Annotated in this window: 17 protein-coding genes; 10 read left to right on the forward strand and 7 right to left on the reverse strand. The window is 64.0% G+C overall.

Translation table 11 applies throughout. From position 1 onward, the window contains the following. Positions 1–41 precede the first annotated feature (41 nt). The 3 genes from AC0L21_RS27565 (at position 42) to AC0L21_RS27575 (ending at position 2,954) form a co-directional block, all read left to right on the forward strand. Positions 42–1,046 carry an alpha/beta fold hydrolase gene (locus AC0L21_RS27565; RefSeq protein WP_473264848.1) on the forward strand — a complete coding sequence of 335 codons (1,005 nt, stop codon included), beginning with the start codon at positions 42–44 and terminating at the stop codon, positions 1,044–1,046. 21 nt (positions 1,047–1,067) lie between these two features. Continuing rightward, complete coding sequence (locus AC0L21_RS27570; RefSeq protein WP_473264849.1) at positions 1,068–1,514, forward strand: DUF6130 family protein; 447 nt, start codon at positions 1,068–1,070, stop codon at positions 1,512–1,514. A gap of 84 nt (positions 1,515–1,598) precedes the next feature. After that, positions 1,599–2,954, forward strand: a complete 1,356-nt coding sequence (locus AC0L21_RS27575; protein WP_473264850.1) for an esterase-like activity of phytase family protein — start codon at positions 1,599–1,601, stop codon at positions 2,952–2,954. A 189-nt stretch (positions 2,955–3,143) separates the two neighbouring features. Here AC0L21_RS27575 and AC0L21_RS27580 read toward each other — a convergent pair whose 3' ends face one another. Beyond that, positions 3,144–4,820, reverse strand: a complete 1,677-nt coding sequence (locus AC0L21_RS27580; RefSeq protein WP_473264851.1) for a mucoidy inhibitor MuiA family protein — start codon at positions 4,818–4,820, stop codon at positions 3,144–3,146. A gap of 168 nt (positions 4,821–4,988) precedes the next feature. Next, complete coding sequence (locus AC0L21_RS27585) at positions 4,989–5,609, reverse strand: response regulator transcription factor (protein ID WP_473264852.1); 621 nt, start codon at positions 5,607–5,609, stop codon at positions 4,989–4,991. A 203-nt stretch (positions 5,610–5,812) separates the two neighbouring features. Here AC0L21_RS27585 and AC0L21_RS27590 point away from each other — a divergent pair, with 203 nt between their 5' ends. Then, positions 5,813–6,841, forward strand: coding sequence for an AraC family transcriptional regulator (locus AC0L21_RS27590; RefSeq protein WP_473264853.1), 1,029 nt, complete (start codon positions 5,813–5,815; stop codon positions 6,839–6,841). 2 nt (positions 6,842–6,843) lie between these two features. Here AC0L21_RS27590 and AC0L21_RS27595 read toward each other — a convergent pair whose 3' ends face one another. After that, positions 6,844–8,055, reverse strand: coding sequence for an NnrS family protein (locus AC0L21_RS27595; protein ID WP_473264854.1), 1,212 nt, complete (start codon positions 8,053–8,055; stop codon positions 6,844–6,846). A gap of 128 nt (positions 8,056–8,183) precedes the next feature. Between AC0L21_RS27595 and AC0L21_RS27600 the strand changes: the two genes are divergently transcribed. Then, positions 8,184–8,894, forward strand: a complete 711-nt coding sequence (locus AC0L21_RS27600) for a Crp/Fnr family transcriptional regulator (RefSeq protein WP_473264855.1) — start codon at positions 8,184–8,186, stop codon at positions 8,892–8,894. A gap of 87 nt (positions 8,895–8,981) precedes the next feature. On the opposite strand, the gene AC0L21_RS27605 is transcribed toward AC0L21_RS27600, so the two are convergent. Beyond that, entirely contained in the window at positions 8,982–9,179 is a 198-nt protein-coding gene (locus AC0L21_RS27605) for a DUF1858 domain-containing protein (RefSeq protein WP_007596228.1), read from the reverse strand. A 182-nt stretch (positions 9,180–9,361) separates the two neighbouring features. Further along, a complete protein-coding gene (hemN, locus tag AC0L21_RS27610) occupies positions 9,362–10,714 on the reverse strand; it encodes an oxygen-independent coproporphyrinogen III oxidase (RefSeq protein ID WP_473264856.1) in 1,353 nt (450 codons plus the stop codon). Between the two features lie 159 nt (positions 10,715–10,873). Between hemN and AC0L21_RS27615 the strand changes: the two genes are divergently transcribed. The 3 genes from AC0L21_RS27615 to AC0L21_RS27625 all read left to right on the forward strand — a co-directional run bounded on the left by AC0L21_RS27615 (position 10,874) and on the right by AC0L21_RS27625 (position 13,343). After that, positions 10,874–11,080 (forward strand): hypothetical protein, encoded by a 207-nt coding sequence (locus AC0L21_RS27615; RefSeq protein WP_473264857.1) that lies wholly within the window; start codon positions 10,874–10,876, stop codon positions 11,078–11,080. A 236-nt stretch (positions 11,081–11,316) separates the two neighbouring features. Continuing rightward, a complete protein-coding gene (gene nirK / locus AC0L21_RS27620; protein ID WP_473264858.1) occupies positions 11,317–12,414 on the forward strand; it encodes a copper-containing nitrite reductase in 1,098 nt (365 codons plus the stop codon). Between the two features lie 50 nt (positions 12,415–12,464). Next, complete coding sequence (locus AC0L21_RS27625; RefSeq protein WP_473264859.1) at positions 12,465–13,343, forward strand: SUMF1/EgtB/PvdO family nonheme iron enzyme; 879 nt, start codon at positions 12,465–12,467, stop codon at positions 13,341–13,343. 259 nt (positions 13,344–13,602) lie between these two features. Here the strand turns inward: AC0L21_RS27625 and AC0L21_RS27630 are convergent, their stop codons facing one another. Next, entirely contained in the window at positions 13,603–14,253 is a 651-nt protein-coding gene (locus AC0L21_RS27630) for a CoA transferase subunit B (protein ID WP_007596236.1), read from the reverse strand. A gap of 18 nt (positions 14,254–14,271) precedes the next feature. Then, the gene (locus tag AC0L21_RS27635; RefSeq protein WP_007596238.1) at positions 14,272–14,979 is read right to left on the reverse strand and encodes a CoA transferase subunit A; all 708 of its coding nucleotides are present in this window, start codon (positions 14,977–14,979) and stop codon (positions 14,272–14,274) included. A 288-nt stretch (positions 14,980–15,267) separates the two neighbouring features. Between AC0L21_RS27635 and AC0L21_RS27640 the strand changes: the two genes are divergently transcribed. Together AC0L21_RS27640 and AC0L21_RS27645 are read left to right on the forward strand one after the other, a co-directional pair. Beyond that, positions 15,268–17,196 (forward strand): AsmA family protein, encoded by a 1,929-nt coding sequence (locus AC0L21_RS27640; protein ID WP_473264889.1) that lies wholly within the window; start codon positions 15,268–15,270, stop codon positions 17,194–17,196. A 209-nt stretch (positions 17,197–17,405) separates the two neighbouring features. Beyond that, entirely contained in the window at positions 17,406–18,791 is a 1,386-nt protein-coding gene (locus AC0L21_RS27645; RefSeq protein ID WP_473264860.1) for an ABC transporter substrate-binding protein, read from the forward strand. Positions 18,792–18,851: the final 60 nt, after the last annotated feature.

Here is an 18,851-nt window from a genome sequence, read left to right on the forward strand (position 1 = left end):
CTCGGCCGTTGGCGAACTCATCGTTTTGAAAGGACATTGACATGAAAACCGTAGAGGCCACACCCAAGCCATCGCTCCTCGATCGTCGCCGTCTCGTTCTTGGGTTATCCGGAGCGGCTGTCGCAGTTGCTTCGACGGCAGCATCCGCGAAGCCGGAGCGCGACGAACACACCGCCGGTGCCTATCCGGTCACCTATCATCGAACCAGGACCGTCGACGGGATCAAGATCTTCTATCGCGAGGCGGGTCCGAAGGACGCTCCCGTTGTGCTGCTACTGCACGGCTTCCCGACCTCCTCGCACATGTTCCGCAACCTGATCCCGGCACTGGCCGACAGGTACCACGTGATCGCTCCCGACTATCCTGGATATGGCCAGAGCGAGATGCCACCGCGCGCGACGTTCAAGTACACGTTCGAACGTTTCGGCGAGCTTGTCGGCGGCCTCCTCGACCAGCTCGGCGTCACCCGCTATGCGATGTACGTCATGGACTACGGCGCTCCCGTGGGCTGGCGCCTGGCGCTCAAGAATCCAGAGCGCATCAGCGGCCTGATCGTACAGAACGGCAACGCCTATGATGAAGGCCTGAAGGAGTTCTGGAATCCGATCAAGCAATACTGGGCCGACGGATCCGATACCAGCCGGCAGGCGCTGATGAAGCTGGTCACGCTGGAAACGACGAAATTCCAGTACACCGACGGCATGTCCGACATCAGCCGCATTTCACCCGACAACTGGGTGCAGGATCAGGCGCTGCTCGACCGTCCCGGCAACAGCGAAATCCAGATGGACCTGTTCTACGATTATCGGACCAATTTGCCGCTGTATCCCGCGGTGCAGGCCTACTTCCGCAAGCACAAGCCGCCGACACTGATCGTCTGGGGCAAGAACGATTTTATCTTCCCCGCCGATGGCGCCCATCCCTACAAACGCGACCTGCCCCAGGTGGAATTCCACCTCATCAACACCGGCCATTTCGCCCTCGAGGACAGGTTCGACGAAATGGTCCCGTTGATCCGCAACTTCCTCTCCCGCAAGATCGCCTGATCATCCCGGAAGGAAACGGACATGTATGCCGCTCTCGACTGCATGGCCGTTATGGCGGCCTCAACTCTGTTCGCAACAGCCGCCATCGCCCAAACCGCCAGAGACGCGCGCGGCCCATCGCCGCTGGTCGCAATCGAAAACGAGGCGCCTGCGCGGTTGATCGTCGATCCGCCGCTCGCCGAACAGTTGGCGCAGGGTCTCGTCTTCATCCAGTACAGCACGGAGAATCTCCGCGTCGTGCCGGTGTTCGGCAAGGGCGCGCTCGACGTATCGCCGCGCATCGGCCACGTCCATATCACGGTCGACGATGCGCCATGGCATTTTGTCGATGCCAGTGGCGAGACCGTGATCGTGGTCGGACTGAAGCCGGGCCCCCACAAGGTCCTGTTGGAGTTGGCCGATCCCACGCACCACGTGATCGACAGCAAGACCGTCAGCTTCGAGATTCCAACACCCCTGAAAAAATAGCCGTCGGCTGCGACGTTTGGCCCGGCTTCACAAAACTGCAATGCGCGGTCCGCATAAGACGTCCTCCGTTAACAGGAGACGCACATGCGCGCGACTTTTCTTGGTACCGTCGCAACGATCATTCTTACCGCGAGCTCCGCGCTCGCACAGAGCGAAGGCGAATTCCCCGCCAAGCTCGCCGGCCATTTGGTGATGCCGGCCGCCACGTTCATCGACGCGCCGGCTGATGCCCCCGCCGATCTCAAGACATCCGGCAAATACACCACCGGGAAGCGCGTCGACGCGCTCGGCACGGTGATGGGCAAGTCCTATGAGCGGGCGACCGGCGTATCATTGCCGTTCAAGGGCCAGCCGTTGCAGGGCCATTCCGGCATCAAGTCGATGGGCGACGGCACCTTCTGGGTCATCACCGACAACGGCATGGGCGCGCGCGCCAATTCGCCGGATTCGATGCTGTACCTCAACCGCTACAAGATGGATTGGGGTGGCGGCAAGATCGAGCGGCTGGAAACCGTGTTCCTGCACGATCCCGACAGACGCGTGCCGTTCCGCATCGTGCACGAGGACACCCAGAAGCGCTATCTCACCGGCTCCGACTTCGACACCGAAGGTTTTCAGATCATCGGCGACACTTTCTGGATCGGCGACGAGTTCGGCCCTTATATCCTGAAGGCCGACAAGACCGGCAAGATTCTCGGCCTGTTCGAGACGGTCGCCGACGGCAAGCCGGTGCGCTCGCCGGATCATTGGGCGGTGTCGACCCCAGGCGCCCCGGGCGCGACCTACACCAACGTCAACCTGCGACGCTCCAAGGGTTATGAGGGCTTCGCCTCCTCGAAAGACGGCAAATTCCTCTACGGCCTGCTCGAGGGCCCGCTGTGGGATGCCGACAAAAAAGACTGGGAGAAGGTCGACGGCAAGGAAGCCTCGCGCATCCTCGAATTCGACGTCGCCGCGGAAAAGTTCACGGGCCGCTACTGGCAATATGTGTTCGAGCAGAACGGCAACGCCATCGGCGACTTCAACATGATCGACCCGAGCGCCGGCCTGATCATCGAGCGCGACAACGGGGAAGGCACGCCTGACAAGGCATGCCCGCAAGGCACCCGCGGCGAGAACTGCTTCCCTGACGTAGCCAAGTTCAAGCGCGTCTACAAGATCGAGCTCACCAACGCCAATGTCGGCAAGCCCGTGCGCAAGATCGGCTACATCGATCTGATGAAAATCAGGGATCCGGACAAGAAGGCGAAGAAGCCGCTCAATGACGGCGTCTACACCTTCCCGTTCTTCACCATCGAGAACGTCGATCGTGTCGATGAAACCCACATCATCGTCGGCAACGACAACAATCTGCCGTTCTCGTCCAGCCGCGATCCCAACAAGGCCGACGACAACGAGTTCATGCTGCTCGATGTCGCGGATTTTCTGAAGGCGAAGTGAGCCCTGCTCTCTCCTCTCCCTCTCCCCGTTCTTACGGGGCCGCGACGAGCTTCGCTCGCGCTGAGAGGGTCGGGGTGAGGGGCCGCTCTCCACAGATGAGATGGCCGTGAGACCTGTACCCCCTCACCCGGATTGCATCTTCGATGCAATCCGACCTCTCCCCGCGAGCGGGGCGAGGTGAAGAACTCCCTAGCCCGCCGGCACGATCACCATGCTCTTGTCCTTCGGCCAGCGAATGCGCCAGGCGAAATTGATGCCCTTGACCTCACCGGGCTTGGCGTCGAACGCCCATTCCAGGACGCCGCGCCGGTCGCGAATGTTGCTTGCGGTCGGCGGCGTGGTCGCAGGCAACATCTCGACGAGGATGTCCTCGCTCTCGCTGACAGGCAACTGATCCTCGATCGCGACTTTGATCGGGAAGTCGTGACCGTTGCGGATTGTGGTCTTGAACGATCGCTCGTCGGTCTTCGAGGTCGTGACCAGGAGGCCGGCCGACCCTTCGTTGCGCTTGAGCACGGCGCGCTCGATCCTGACCTTGTCGTCGGCGCCGAAGCCGAGCCGCACGATATCGTCCTTGGCCGAAGCCGAGAGCTTGCCGCGGCCGACGAAGGTTCCATCGCGATAGATTGCGACCTTGCCTGGCAACAGGCTCGCGTCGTCGGTCTGCTTGAAGCTTGCCTCGAGGAAGGCGGTGGGATCCATCACCGGTGCCGCGCGCACCATGAGATCGGCGGGCACGGTCATCGAGGCGATGCGCAGGCTCTTGGCGCCCTCGGCGGCCCCGAGGCTGACACGGCCGGGAATCTTGTAGGTGGCCTGGAAATCGCCGATCTCGGCAACCGCCTGCTGTTCTTCGGCGCGCTCGCGGATATCGTCGGCTGCCTTGGCCGCGGACGTTTCGATCTTTCGCTGCTGCATTGGCGCCGCCGCAGGCATTGCCGAATCCGAAAGCGAACCCAGCGCCCGCGGCCTCGGCACCTGCGGATATTGTGCGACCAGCGAATTCAGCTCCGGCGCGCTGCCGCCGCGACCGATGCGGACCGTGGAGACGCCGAGCGTGACGTTGGACCAGTCCTCGCCGGTTGATTGCGTGACTTCGGCACGGCGGACAAGCTCGAGCTGCGGCTTGCGGTCCTTCGCACCGGTGTCGAGGCGGGCGTCGTAGAGCGGTAGCCAGCGCGCATTGCGCACATTATAGGTGACCTTCAACGTCGCCTTGGTTGCTGCCGGCGCGGCGATGTCCATGCGGACTTCGAGCTTGCTCGGCGGCTTGGCCTTGCGCTCGACTTCGAGCTGGACGATCTGCCGATCGATCTCGCGCATCTTGCGCGTGGCGTCGCGAACGGCGGTATCGGCGCTCGCAATTTCCTCGCCGACGGTGGCAAAGGCCGTGCGCCATTCGGAAATCGGCCGCGCTTCGCCCTTGTCGCCGATGCCCGCGGGCGACGCTTCCGCAAAATGCTCCGCGAATTTGCGCCGCGCATTGGCCGAGTCGATCGCGCCTTGCAGGTCGGCGCGCTGGTCGTTCAGCGCCTCGATGCGCTTGTCCAGCTCCGGCAAATTGACCGGCGCCGCACGCGGCGTTCGCGCATCGATCGTGCCGATGGTGAGCTTCGCTCCCCCCTCACCCTCCACCCGGATCGAGGAGGTGTCGAGACCAAGCGGGAAGTCCTTGGCAACGAGCGTCGAGTCACCAGACGGCAGGTCCACCGCGATCACGCGGGTCACGGTCGCGCCATCGGGGTAAACGGTGACGGTATCGATGGCCGATGTGGCGTCCAATTCGGCGGCCCATGACGGCGACGCGAATGCCGTGGTCACCAGAACCAGGCTCGTCGTTGCCAAACATTTTGCGGTGATGCGCATCAAGTCCCTCCTCCAAGTCATCGCCGCCGCCAGCCGGACGCGCGATCCAATGCCTCGCCAACATGGTTGGACGCGGCAGCGAAGGAACTGGTTCGATTGGGGTTTCCGTGGGGCGCCGCCGCGGCGGCAGCAAGGCCCGCGACGCGTGGCCGGCCCGCCACGGAGCGCTTAATCCTGAGGGGACGAACCCTGCCCGAAGATGCGGCGAAGCAGGTCTGTCACGTTCTTGGCGCCAGCCTTCTTCAGGATGCCGGCGCGATAGCCCTCGACCGTCCGTGCGCTCAGATGCATGCGCCGGGCGATCTCCTTGTTGGTCAGGCCGGCGGCGAGATGCTCGAGCACGTCGCTTTCGCGCGCGGTCAGGGGTTCGCAGCCGGGCAGCCAGCGCTGCCGGCTGGAGCCGGGCTGTGCAAACTCGTCGATGGCGGCATCGATCCGGTCGACGATGTCACGGGTGCGGAACGGCTTCTCGATGAAGTCGGCCGCGCCGCTCCTGATCGCATCGACCGCCATGGCGATGCTGCCGTTTGTCGCGGTCACCAGCACCGGCGCCATGCAGTTTTCCTCGCGCAGGCGCTTGAGCACGTCGAGCCCGGAGCGATCGGGCGGCATCTCCAGCAGCACGCAGGCCGGCATCCGCGCCTTGGCCTCCGAGAGCAGAGACGCGCCGTCGGCAAAGCAGATCACGTTGTATGCGCTCTGTTGGAGCGCGGTGGACAATTGTTCGCGGGAGGCGGCATCGGTGTCGATGACGAATACCTCACCCTTGGAAAGCATGTTCCCCGGCATAATTCCGATCCAGCAATGTCTTTGGTCAAATGGTCCGAGACGGCAGCGGGGCCTCGTCGCGCCGCGCCGTCATATGCACGGCATTCACGCCCGTGCTTCGGTTTCACTTATGTATGTTCCACGCGGTTCCCGGATTTGACGGATCGGGACATAAACTTTACATTTCGGGACATCTGCGGGAATGGCTGGCAGGACCGGTTCGCATGACCGACCTCATTCGCAGCGCGGGCTTGAGCTATTACCCGGAGGTCGCCCGGTCGGTCGGGCTCGACCCCAGACAGATGATGCGCAAGGTGAGGCTGCCGCTGGCCTGCCTCGACAAGCCCGATACGCCCATTGCCGTCACTGGCCTGCGACGTCTGCTCGAATTGTCGGCGGAGGCGTCCGGAGCCGAGGATTTCGGCTTGCGGCTTGCCGAGCGCGGCGGGCTGACCAATTTCGGCGCGGTCGGCCTGATCGTGCGCGAACAGGCGACCGTTGGTGAAGCGATTGAAGCCTTCTCGCGCTTCATCCCGATCCATCACGACGGCATGAAGCTGGACGTCACCCGCGACAAGCAGACAGTGACTGTCACGCTGCACCTGCGCGGCCGGCAGCCGACCGCCCCGCGCCAGTCGATCGACATGGCGCTCGGCAGCGTCCACCGCATCATCCAGTCGCTGTTCGGCAGCGATTGGCGGCCGCAGGAAGTGCACCTGCATTATCCTCCGCCGCACGACCGCAAGCGCTACCGCGAGTTCTACGGCTGCCGTGTGACCTTCAACGCGGAGGACGATTCGATCCTGTTGTCGGCACACGATATGGAGCGCCGGATCCCGAGCGCGCATCCGCTGATCGCGAGCTATCTGCGCAAGCGGATCGAGGCGATCGAGACGCGGCCGGCAAGCTGGGAGGAGAAGGTCGATGAGGTCGTGCGTCTCCTGCTCGCCGGCGGCGACTGCACGGTCGAGCGCGTCGCCGAGCATCTCGCCTGCACCCGCCGCACCATCCACCGCCACCTCGCCGAAGCCGGCACCAGCTTCTCGGCGATTCTCGACGCCCAGCGCGCCGATCTCGTGGTCCAGCTGATCGATGATCCCGGCCGGCCGCTGGCCGACATCGCCGTGCAGCTCGGCTTCTCCGCGCAGAGCGCCATGGCCCGCTGGTTCCGCAGCCATTTCGGCTGCACCATCACCGGATGGCGCAAAGGCATCCGGCCATTGGAATCACCGACCGTGGCGACCGCGGCTTGAATTCAGCGTGCCGGGACGGGCACGCCCATGATGGCGAGGGGGCGGCGACGGCTGCCGGCGAGCAGCGGCCCGAACGCGAGGGCAAAGCCGAGGAACGCAACGATCCAGCCGCAGGCCGCAATATGCAGCAACGCGTCGCTTTGCGCAGGCCAAACCACCGCCGCGACCCGCGCCAGCGCCGCCACGATGATCGCACCGTAAATGGCTTGTGTCGCCGGCGAAGCCGTCAGCGCCTGTCCGGTATGGCCGAGACTCGCACGGGTCATCACCGCGAGCGTCATGGTTCCGGCCGCACCCGCCATCCAGGCGTGGATGCCCGCGCTCGGCGGCAATGCGCCGAAGACGGCAAAAGCATGCAGGAGGAAGCCGAACGGCACGAACACATAGCCGACATGGAGAATCAAGAGCAGCCGCTCGCGGAAGGTGCGGTCACCGGCCCAGCGCGCAAGCCGCACCAGGTGTAGGCCGCCGACGAGCGCCATCACCGCGCCGGTGAGGGTGCTCAACGGTGCGACGATCCACGAGACGAGCGCTAGCGCGCTGCACCCGATCACCACACCGTCAAAACGCCCGAACGGCACCGGAAGGCGGCCAGGGTTGAACTTGACCAGCCAGTTGCGGGTGAAGCTCGGGATGATGCGGCCGCCGATCAGCGAGATCATCACAACGACCACGCCGATGCCGACGCGGATGCTGACATCGGCCCCACCCGCATAATGCGCTTCGAGATGGAAGGCGACATTGCCGGCGAGCAGCACCAGCACCAGCACTACGACGGGCAGGTTGCGCCAGTTGCCGCCGGCGATGATCTCGCGCGTTGCAGCAGCGACGACCAGCGTCAGGAAGGCGGCATCGACGGCAAGCGCGAACGCCCAGCCGATGTCGGCAGACAGCGTCACCGCGACCCGGCCGGCGATCCAGACCGCAAGCAGCGCGCCCAGAGACGTCCCCTGGATCGGCAGCCGCCCGGTCCAGTTCGGGATCGCCGTGAACAGGAATCCCGTGATCACCGCCGGCAGGAAGCCGTAGAGCATCTCGTGGACGTGCCAGTCGCGCGGCGCGAAAGCGGACGTCACCGACAATTCGCCGTAGAACATCGGCAGCCAGGCCAGGATCGAAAGCCCTGCCTGGATGGCGGCGAGCAGGAAAAAGGGCCGAAAGCTGTTCGCAAACAGCGGCCAGCCCTCAAAGTTGCGGGATCGGGCGCCAGCCATGGGTCAACTCCAGTCGATTCAAATCGTCGTCTGGAAAAATACTGCCGTCCGGCCGGCTCGTTTTTGAGCTAGCGCAAACACCCTGACGATTGCGGGTGTCATCACACTTCCAGCGCCAAGGAGGCAGAATGGCCAAGGTCGACACATCGCTGGTTGCGCATTTGCCGCTGTTTGGAGGCGTCAAACCGGAGGACCTCGAGGAGATCCTGCGCGAGGCCCGCTCGGTGCGCTATCCCAAGAACAGCGCCATTTTCGAGCAGGGCGCGGACGCGCAATCCTTCTTCCTGCTGCTGCACGGCCATGTGCGCGCGGCCAAGACCACACCGACCGGCGAGCAGATCGTGGTGCGCTACGTCGCGCCGGGCGAGACGTTCGGTCTCGCGATGGCGATCGGCGCCGCGCGCTATCCGGCCACGGCGATCGCGGTCGACGACAGCGTCGCCCTGATCTGGCCGACCTCGGCCTGGCCGCGGCTGGTCGAGCGATTTCCCTCGCTTGCCGCCAACACGCTCCAGACCGTCGGCAGACGGCTCCAGGAGAGCCACACCCGGATCCTGGAAATGTCGACCCAGCAGGTCGAGCAGCGCGTCGCTCATGCGCTGCTGCGCCTCGCCAAACAATCCGGCAAGAAGCTCGACCATGGCATCGAGATCGATTTCCCGATCAGCCGCCAGGACATCGCACAGATGACCGGCACCACGCTGCATACCGTGAGCCGCATCCTGAGCGGCTGGGAACAGCAGGGGCTGGTCGAAAGCGGCCGTCAGCGCATCATCCTGCGCGATCCCCATGGGATCGTCGTGCTGGCGGAGCGGAGCCCCGACAGCGGCGCGGCATAGGGCTAGTGGTGAGGGTCGCTTCCGCTTACGGCGAAAGCGCCCCTCACCCGGGAATCCGCGCGCGGCCCGCGCGAATTCCAGACCGGTTCACGCCGGCACGCGGTCGCACAGCGCGGCGAGGAATTTGTCGCGATCGATGCCATGCTCGCGGCAGGCGTCATCGACCGTGTGGAAGGTTGCGATCGGACAGCCCACGCAAGCCATCCTGAAGGCGAGAAACACGCGGATCGTGTGCGGCGCCGTGCGCATGATGTCATCGACCAGATCGTCGGATCCAAAAGGCATGGACAACAACTCCGTTCCGAAACCACGTTAGAGGAGCGGGCGGCGGTTTCTTTGTTGGAGCGCAAGCTACCGCCAGGTCCTCCGCCGTCATTCCGGGGCGCGCCATCGGGCAGCAGACCAAGAGGTGAAATGGATTCCGGGCTCGCGCCAAGGGGCGCGCCCCGGAATGACGGAAAGAGAGACTACACCGCCCGGCTGTGCAGCTGCTTCGCCGGATCCAGATGCGCGTCGAATGCGGCCGCGACGCTGCGGACCAGGAAGCGCGAGTCCTTGGCGACTGCGAGGCGGTCGCCGTCCAGTCTCACGACGCCGTCGGAAATCAGCGGCTTCAGACGCGACGCAGATTTCAGCATTGCCCCGGCCTCTGCGCCATGACGCGCGCAGATGTCGCCGAGATCGGCGCTGAACTCGCACATGATGCGTTCGATGATGTCGGCGCGCAGCCGGTCGTCGTCGGTGAGCCCATAGCCTTTCGCGGTGGCCAAATGACCAGCGCCGATGCTCTGCGCATAGGCGTCGATCTGCACCTCGTTCTGGACATAGCCCTGCGGCAGATGTCCGATCGCGCTTGCGCCGAAGCCGAGCAGAACTTCGCCCTTGTCGGTGGTGTAGCCCTGAAAATTGCGCCGCAGCGTGCGTTGCTCGAAGGCCACAGCCATGGGATCGCCGGGTCGCGCGAAATGATCGAGCCCGATCTGCACGTAACCGGCCTCCTTCAACGCATTGGCAATCGCGCAGGCCTGGTTGTGGCGCGCAAGGCCGTCGGGCAGCACGGCCTCGTCGATCATGCGCTGGTGCTTCTTGAAAGCAGGCACATGCGCGTAGCCGAATACCGAGAAGCGGTCGGGCCCAAGCTCGAGCGAACGTCGTACCGTATCCAGGCACGAGGCAACGGTCTGGTGCGGCAGTCCGTAGATCAGATCGAAATTGATCCCGTTGACGCCGGCGCGCTGGAGCATGTCGACGACGGAAGCCGTCTGCTCAAAACTCTGCACCCGGTTGATCGCGCGCTGCACGACCGGGTCGAAGCTCTGCACGCCCAGGCTCGCGCGATTGACCCCGGAGAGCCGCATGGCCTCGACCATGTCGGCCGTCAGCGTGCGGGGATCGATCTCGACCGCAATCTCGGCCGACGGCAGCACGAAGAACGATTGCCGCATCGCCGCCATCAACTCGGCAAAAGCCTCCGGCGCCATGATCGTCGGCGTACCGCCGCCGAAATGGATGTGCTCGACCTTGATACGCCGGCCGATCGTCTCGGACACCTGCGCGATCTCGCTGCGCAGCGTACGCAGATAGGCCGCGATGAGACCGTCTCGACGAACGATCTGGGTATGGCAGCCGCAATACCAGCACATCTCGCGGCAGAACGGCACGTGCAAATAAAGCGACGCGCTGGCCGCCGCCGGGAGCTCCGCCAGCCACCGGGCGTAGGCAGCCGCGCCGATCGCCGGCGAGAAATGAGGTGCGGTCGGGTAGCTCGTGTAGCGCGGCAGTCGTTCCTCGCCGTAGCTCGCCGCAAGATCGGCCCTCATATCCTACCCATTCGTCAATCAATGCTGCGCAGCGGGGCGGCGCATCCCGGATGGCACGAAATTACCCGTTTTCGGGTGCGCTACCTTGCGCTCGCTCAAAGTCCGAGCACGGGATCGGCGCCATGGTGATATTTAATTGTTGCCCTCTGGAGACAGGTTATGGCGTCGTTCGCGCTCGATCTCGTTCTGTGGCTCACCGGTGTTCGCGGCCATATCCCGCGCTTTGACGATTTTCGTCCCGTCCCCACGACGCCCACCGTTGGCGCCAGCCACCTGGTACGCGTAATGGTCATCACGGCCGCCGTTCTCGCCGCGCTGTCGCTCGCGGTTTGGGGCACGGTCTGGGTTGCGATCCAGTTGCTCTAGTCGACAACAATCCATTCACAATAAACGCAATTGAACATGCGAACGATTTGCGGCCGAGGCGGCTGACGTCGGGCGCCATCGCGTCTTTGGTATCGCCGATGCGATCTACGACAAGCTCCCAAGGATTCTACCGGAGGCGAATACGGCAAAAGCTTGTCGCAGCGCAAACACGGTTGCCGGGATCGGCGCACACTGCATTCCGTCATCAAGACCATTTCAGATGAAGGATGCTTCCGATGTTCACCCGCCGAGCCGCATTGATCAGCGCCGCCGCCACCGCCCTGATGCTGGCGACACCCGCCTTGGCTGCCGACGATCTCAAACTGCCGCGCCAGAAGGTCGAGCTGGTCGCTCCGCCGCTCGTGCATGCGCATGAGCAAGCGACCAAGCAGGGCCCCAAGATCGTGGAGTTCACGCTCACGATCGAGGAGAAGAAGGTCGTCATCGACGAGAAGGGCACCACCTTCCAGGCGATGACCTTCAACGGCTCGATGCCGGGTCCGATGATGGTCGTGCACGAGGGCGACTACGTCGAAACGACGCTGGTCAATCCCGCAACCAACTCCATGCCGCATAACATCGACTTCCATTCCGCGACCGGCGCACTCGGCGGCGGCGCGCTCACGCTGGTCAATCCCGGCGAGCAGGTCGTCTTGCGCTGGAAGGCGACCAAGACCGGCGTGTTCGTCTACCATTGCGCACCGGGCGGCCCGATGATCCCCTGGCACGTCGTCTCCGGCATGAACGGCGCCGTGATGGTGCTGCCGCGTGACGGCCTCAACGATGGCAAGGGCCACGCACTGAAATACGACAAGGTCTATTATGTCGGCGAGCAGGACATGTACGTGCCGCGCGACGACAAGGGCAATTTCAAATCCTATGAATCGCCGGGCGAAGCCTTCACCGACACCGAAGAGGTGATGAAGAAGCTGATCCCCTCCCATGTGGTGTTCAACGGCAAGGTCGGCGCGCTCACCGGCAAGAATGCGCTCACCGCCAATGTCGGCGAGAACGTGCTGATCGTGCATTCGCAGGCCAATCGCGACAGCCGTCCGCATCTGATCGGCGGCCATGGCGACTATGTCTGGGAGACCGGCAAGTTCTCCAACGCGCCGGAGACCGGGCTCGAGACCTGGTTCATCCGCGGTGGCTCGGCGGGAGCTGCGCTGTACAAGTTCATGCAGCCCGGCATTTACGCCTATGTCACGCACAATCTGATCGAGGCCGCCGACCTCGGCGCCACCGCGCACTTCAAGGTCGAAGGCAAATGGAACGACGATCTGATGACGCAGGTGAAGGCCCCTGCCGATATCCCCGCCCCCAATACCAACTAGACGCGACGAGGGGCCGGTGATGACCGGCCCCTTTTCCTTGGGGAACGACCATGCTGATCGCATTCAAGCTGAAACTACTGCTCGCCTGCGCCGCCGGGCTCGCGGGGCCGATCGCGGTAGCGCCGCTGGTGTCGGACATCGGGACCCACGACACGGCGGCGGAGCCTGCCATCGTCAGGGTCGCGCCAGGCAGCCTGTCCTATCGCGAGGCCGGCGATTTCACGCGTGCCGGGCAGCAGGCGGAAGCGCCGCTGCGCGCGATGCGCTTCGAGAGGCCGCTGCACATCATGCGGCATCAGGTCTCGTCATCCGACTATCAGATTTGCGTGCAGGAGGGAGCTTGCCGCGCGCTTGATCGCGGCGTGGCAATCGCCTCCGATCGACCCGCGGTGCAGGTGAGCTGGCATGATGCCGAGGCTTATGCGGGTTGGCTCTCGCGCAAGACCCGTCACAACTACCGCCTGCCAAGCGACGCGGAATGGGCCTTTGCGGCCGGTTCCAGATTCAGGGATGACGGCCTTCCGGTGGACGCAGCAGATCCATCGAAGCGCTGGATCGGCCGCTACGAGCGTGAGTCCGAACGCGACCTCTTCGACACGACAGCCTATCCGTTCGGCAAGTTCGGTGTGAACGAGCACGGCATTCAAGATCTCGCCGGCAACGTCTGGGAGTGGACCTCGACCTGCTTCGTGCGCTCGCGCACCGACGTGGCCGGCAACACCGGCAAACCGACCGTGAACTGCGGCGTGCGTATCGCCGAAGGTGCGCACCGCGCCTATGTCACGGATTTCATCCGCGACGCCCGCGCCGGCGGCTGCGCGCAAGGCGTGCCGCCCGCCAATCTCGGCTTCCGCCTGGTGCGCGAGGAGCCGTCGTGGGTCGCAAGCGTGTCGGCGCGGTGGAGTCGGGCATGGTCGGTTAAGTCGTGATGCGATTGAGGTGGCAATGTGCCCGCTGCCTCCACAATGTCGTCCTGGCGAAAGCCTGGACCCATAGCCACCAAGCAAAGTTTGGCGAAGACTCGCGTTGACAGCCCATGGGACTATCGCCGACCGCGATCGATAGACCTCGCGGTATGGGTCCTGGCCTTCGCCAGGACGACACCGAAGATGTGGTCACGGCGGCGCCAAGCTGAAACGAAAATGGCCGGAGCGAAGCCCCGGCCATTTCGCGATATTTGCAACCGCCTTACGTGTTCTTCAGTGCGACGCGGAATTCGGCTTCGGTCTTGGCCTTGACCTCGTCGAGCGAGACGCCGTCGGCGAGCTCGATCAGCGCCATGCCGCCGCTACCGTGCTTGTCGATGGTGAAGACGGCCAGGTCGGTCACGACCATGTCGACCACGCGCTCGCCGGTCAGCGGCAGATTGCACTGCTTCAGGAGCTTTGGACCGTCCTTGGCCGAATGCTCCATCACAACGACCACGCGCTTGACGCCGGCGACGAGATCCATCGCGCCGCCCATGCCCTTGACCATCTTGCCGGGGATCATCCAGTTGGCGAGATCGCCGTTCTGGGCCACCTGCATGGCGCCGAGGATCGACAGATCCATGTGGCCGCCACGGATCATGCCGAAGGAATCCGCGCTCGAGAAGTACGAGGTGGACGGCAGTTCGCTGACGGTCTGCTTGCCGGCGTTGATGAGATCGGCGTCCTCTTCACCCTCGTAGGGGAACGGGCCCATGCCGAGCATGCCGTTCTCGCTCTGAAGGCTGACGTCCATGCCGTCCGGGATGTAGTTCGAGACCAGCGTCGGGATGCCGATGCCGAGATTGACGTAATAGCCGTCACGCAGTTCCTTCGCGGCGCGCGCAGCCATCTGTTCACGGGTCCAGGCCATGTGTATCTCCTGATACGCTTAAGCGGCGGTGCGCGGGCGGGTGTTGCGGAATTCGATGCGCTTCTTGGCCGTTCCGACCTCGACGATGCGCTTGACGAAAAGACCGGGCGTGTGGATGTGGTCGGGATCGAGTTCGCCGGCCGGAACCAGATGCTCGACCTCGGCCACCGTGACCTTGGCGGCCGTCGCCATCATCGGGTTAAAGTTGCGCGCGGTCTTGCGGTAGATGAGGTTACCTGCAGTGTCGCCCTTCCAGGCGTGGACGATGGCGAGGTCGGCGAACAGGCCGCGCTCCATCAGGTATTTCTGTCCGTCGAATTCCTTCACTTCCTTGCCTTCGGCGATCAGCGTGCCGACGCCGGTCTTGGTGTAGAAGGCCGGAATGCCGGCGCCGCCTGCGCGAATGCGCTCGGCCAGCGTGCCCTGCGGATTGAATTCGAGTTCCAGCTCGCCGGCGAGGAATTGCTGGGCAAACAGCTTGTTCTCGCCGACATAGGACGAGATCATCTTCTTGATCTGGCGGGTTTCGAGCAGGCGGCTGAGGCCAATGCCGTCGACGCCGGCATTGTTCGAGACCACCGTCAGGTCCTTGACGCCGGAGTCGCGGATCGCGTCCGACAGCGTCTCGGCGATGCCGCAGAGGCCGAAGCCGCCCGACATGATCATCATGCCGTCTTTCAGAACGCCCTCGAGAGCCGACTTGGCGTCGGGATAGACCTTGTTCATGCAAATTACCTTCGAGTGAACCTTCGGCTTGCAGGCGTCGCGCCTTAGTGGCGGCGATTATTAGGCGAAATCGTCCGAAGCCGTCAATGATACGGGGTTCTCCGCTCCGCCCCTGGGTGATAGAAGCTGCCCAAGCCATGGGCGCAACCGTTCCCGCGGCCTTGAAAGCGACAAGAAAACCCATCAAGTTGCGGCACTTAACACAATAGGTCTTGGGCGTGGGGCGCGCAGGTTTCCCGGCCCGCCTTCTGGCTCCAGCGACAACTCGATCAGGACATGCCATTGACCATGGCCCAAGGAATGAAGCGCCTCGGGACGCCGATCGCGGCGCTGCTCGGCGTGGCGCTCATCGCCCTGATCGCGACCTCATGGCTGATCAACCGCGACGCGCTGCGCAAGGCGGTGGAAACGCAGATCCGCGACGTCACGGGGCTCGAGGTCAATGTCGCAGGCGCGATCGATATTTCCGTGCTGCCGGCAAGCTACATCTCCTTCCATGACGTCGGTCTGAAGGGCGGCGGGACCAGCGACCCCGCGCTCCATGTCGACGTGCTTACCGCGAACCTGCGGCTGCTGCCGCTGTTGCTGCAACGGTTCGAGATCGCCGACCTGATGCTGCTGCGGCCGCGCATCCATGTCAGCCTGAAGCCGGACGGCGAAAGCAACTGGACGCCGTTCATCCAGACCATCGCGCGCACCATGAAGCCCGGCGCCGAGAATCAAGTGTCGTTCTCCGAGATCCGGATCCAGGACGGCGTGCTCAACTACGAGGACGCCGCCACGCACGGCACCGAGAAGTTCGAGGACATCGACCTGTCGCTGGCCTGGCCTTCGATCTCGCGCTCCTTCGCCGCGACCGGACAATTCGACTGGCGCGGCGAACGGGTTGACGGCTCGATCAGCTTTTCCGATTTCGTCGCCGCCCTCTCCGGCGAGCGCTCGGGGTTGAAGGCACGGATCGCGAGCGCACCGCTCAAGCTCGCCTTCGACGGCAGCGTCGCCAACCGCACCAGCCCGATGATGGAGGGCACGCTCACCATCGACAGCCCATCCTTGCGCAACGCGCTGCGCTGGACCGGCCAGCCGCAGCCCGCCAGCGGCGGCTTCGGCCGCTTCGCGCTGAAGGCGCGGGCCAATGTCGTCGGCGCCTCGATCGCGCTCACCAACGTCAATGTCGAGCTCGACGGCAACACCGCCGAGGGCGTGATGACCTACGCGAATAACGGCCGGCAGACGCTGCAGGCGACGCTCGCAGCCGACGCGCTCGACTTCACACCCTATATCTCGACCTTCCGCCTGCTCGCGAGCGGCGCGCGCGACTGGAACAGGCAGCTGTTCGATCTCAACGCCCTGTCGACCACCGACCTCGACATGCGCCTGTCGGCCGCCAAGCTGACGGTCGGGGCGTCCAAACTCGGCCGCACCGCGATCGGCGCGAATCTACGCAACGGCACGCTGGCGCTCTCGGTCGGCGAGGCCCAGGTCTATGGCGGCATCGCCAAGGGCTCGTTCGGCATCGCGCGCTCCGACACCGTCGCCGACATCAAGGCGCAATTCCAGTTCACCGACGTCGATCTTCAGGCCTGCGCCTCCGAGCTGTTCGGTATCAACAAGCTGTCCGGGCGCGGCAACATCAACGTTTCGCTCCTCGCGTCCGGCTCGAGCCCGTTCGGCCTCGTGCAGTCGCTCGACGGCAGCGCCACCGTGACCGGGCATGACGGCGCGATCGCGGGCTTCAATGCCGAGCAGCTCCTGAAGCGGCTTGAGCGGCGGCCGCTGTCCGGCGGCGGCAATTTCCGCAACGGCTCCACCCCTTACGACAATCTCACCATCGCGGTGAAGTTCTCCGATGGCGTGGCCACCGCCGAGGACATCCGCGTCGAGGGACCTGCGGCGAAGATCACGATGACCGGCACCGCCTCGGTGCCGGCGCGCGAATACGACATGAAGGGCGTGGCCAGCCTCAACAGTGCGTCGGGGTTCGAATTGCCCTTCGTAGTGCAGGGCCCCTGGGACGACCCCCTCGTCTTTCCCGATCCGGAAAGCCTGATCCGCCGCTCGCCGGCCTCTGCGCCCCTGCTCGACATGCTGAAAGACCGCAAGCCGGGCGACGCGGTGCGCTCCGCCATCGAGCGCATCACCGGCACCGGAAAACGTCCCGCACCGGCCGAAGCGCCGACGGCGGAGAACGCCAAGGAAGGCGCGAAGTCCAATTAAGGACGGCGATCATGCGGCACCAGCCGATCGGCGCGAATTGATCAGGGCGCATCGATGCGGCGATTGGATCGATGCGCCCATTAAGCATCTCCTCTCGCCCGACACCCCCACGACCTATGTCTGACAACAAGCCGCTAGATCGGACTACCGCCATGCGCTAGTGTTTTATACGACCGGTTAAAAACACCGGCCGTTTGAGGGAGAAAAACGTGAAATCCAAGGTTATTGGCGCAGTATCACTGGCGGTCGCTGCGGCCGGGCTGTTTGCAGCCGCTGCACCCGCATTTGCGCAGCAGAAGACGATTACGGTCTGGTGGGGCAAGGGCTTCTACCGCTCCGAAGACGACGCGCTGCTCGACACGATCAAGAAGTTCGAAGCCAAGACCGGCATCAAGGTCGAATTGTCGCAGTACGCGATCCAGGACATGATTCCGAAGACGGTGGCCGCACTCGATTCAGGCACCGTGCCCGATGTTGCCTATTCCGACACCTACGACGTGCAGGTGCAGGGCAAGTGGGCCTACGAAGGCAAGCTCGAGGACCTCTCCGAGATCATGGAGCCGATCAAGGATCGGTTCGTGCAGAACACGCTGGATGCGTCGATCCTCTACAACGACGTCACCAAGAAGAAGGCCTATTATGGCTTCCCGCTGAAGCAGCAGAGCATGCATGTCGAGATCTGGAACGACATGTTGGAGAAGGCCGGCTTCAAGCTCGCCGACATCCCGACGGACTGGGCGGGCTACTGGACGTTCTGGTGCGACAAGGTGCAGCCGGGAATCCGCAAGGCCACGGGCCAGCGCATCTATGGCGTCGGCCAGCCGATGGGCGTCGAATCCACCGACGCCTTCCAGTCGTTCTACACCTTCATGGACGCCTACCACGTCAAACTGGTCGACGACGACGGCAAGCTCACGGTCGACGATCCCAAGGTGCGCGAGAACCTGATCAGCGCGCTGAAGGACTACACCGACACCTATATCAAGGGCTGCACGCCGCCGTCCTCCACGACCTGGAAGGATCCGGACAACAACGTCGCCTTCCACAACAAGACCATCGTGATGACCCACAACTTCACGATCTCGATCGCGGCGAAGTGGTTCGAGGATTCCCAGAATCAGTCTCTGACGCAGGAGCAGCGCGACGCCGGCAAGAAGGCCTATGGCGAGGACATTATCACCGCGTCCTTCCCGAAGGCTCCGGACGGTTCGACGATCCGCTACCGCTCGGACGTCAAGACCGGGCTGGTCTTCTCCGTGGCCAAGAACAAGGCCGAGGCCAAGCAGTTCATCGCCTTCCTGCTCCAGGAAGAGAACGTCCGCCCCTATATCGAGGGTGCGCTCGGCCGCTGGTTCCCGGTGACGAAGGAAAGCCAAGAGAGCCCGTTCTGGCAGGCCGACCGGCATCGCAAGGCGGTCTACGCGCAGTTCAAGGGCGGCACCGCCCCGTTCGACTTCACCAAGAACTGGAAGTTCACCATCCTGAACAACGAGAACGTCTGGGCCAAGGCGATGAACCGCGTGGTCAGCGAGAAGGTGCCGGTGGACAAGGCGGTCGACGAGCTGATCGCCCGCATCAAGGCGGTCGCGGGCTGATCCCGGACTGCAATAAGGTATATGCTAATACCGGTCGCGGCTCTCCGCGACCGGTTGCTT

It is taken from the genome of Bradyrhizobium sp. WSM4873 (assembly GCF_055811355.1).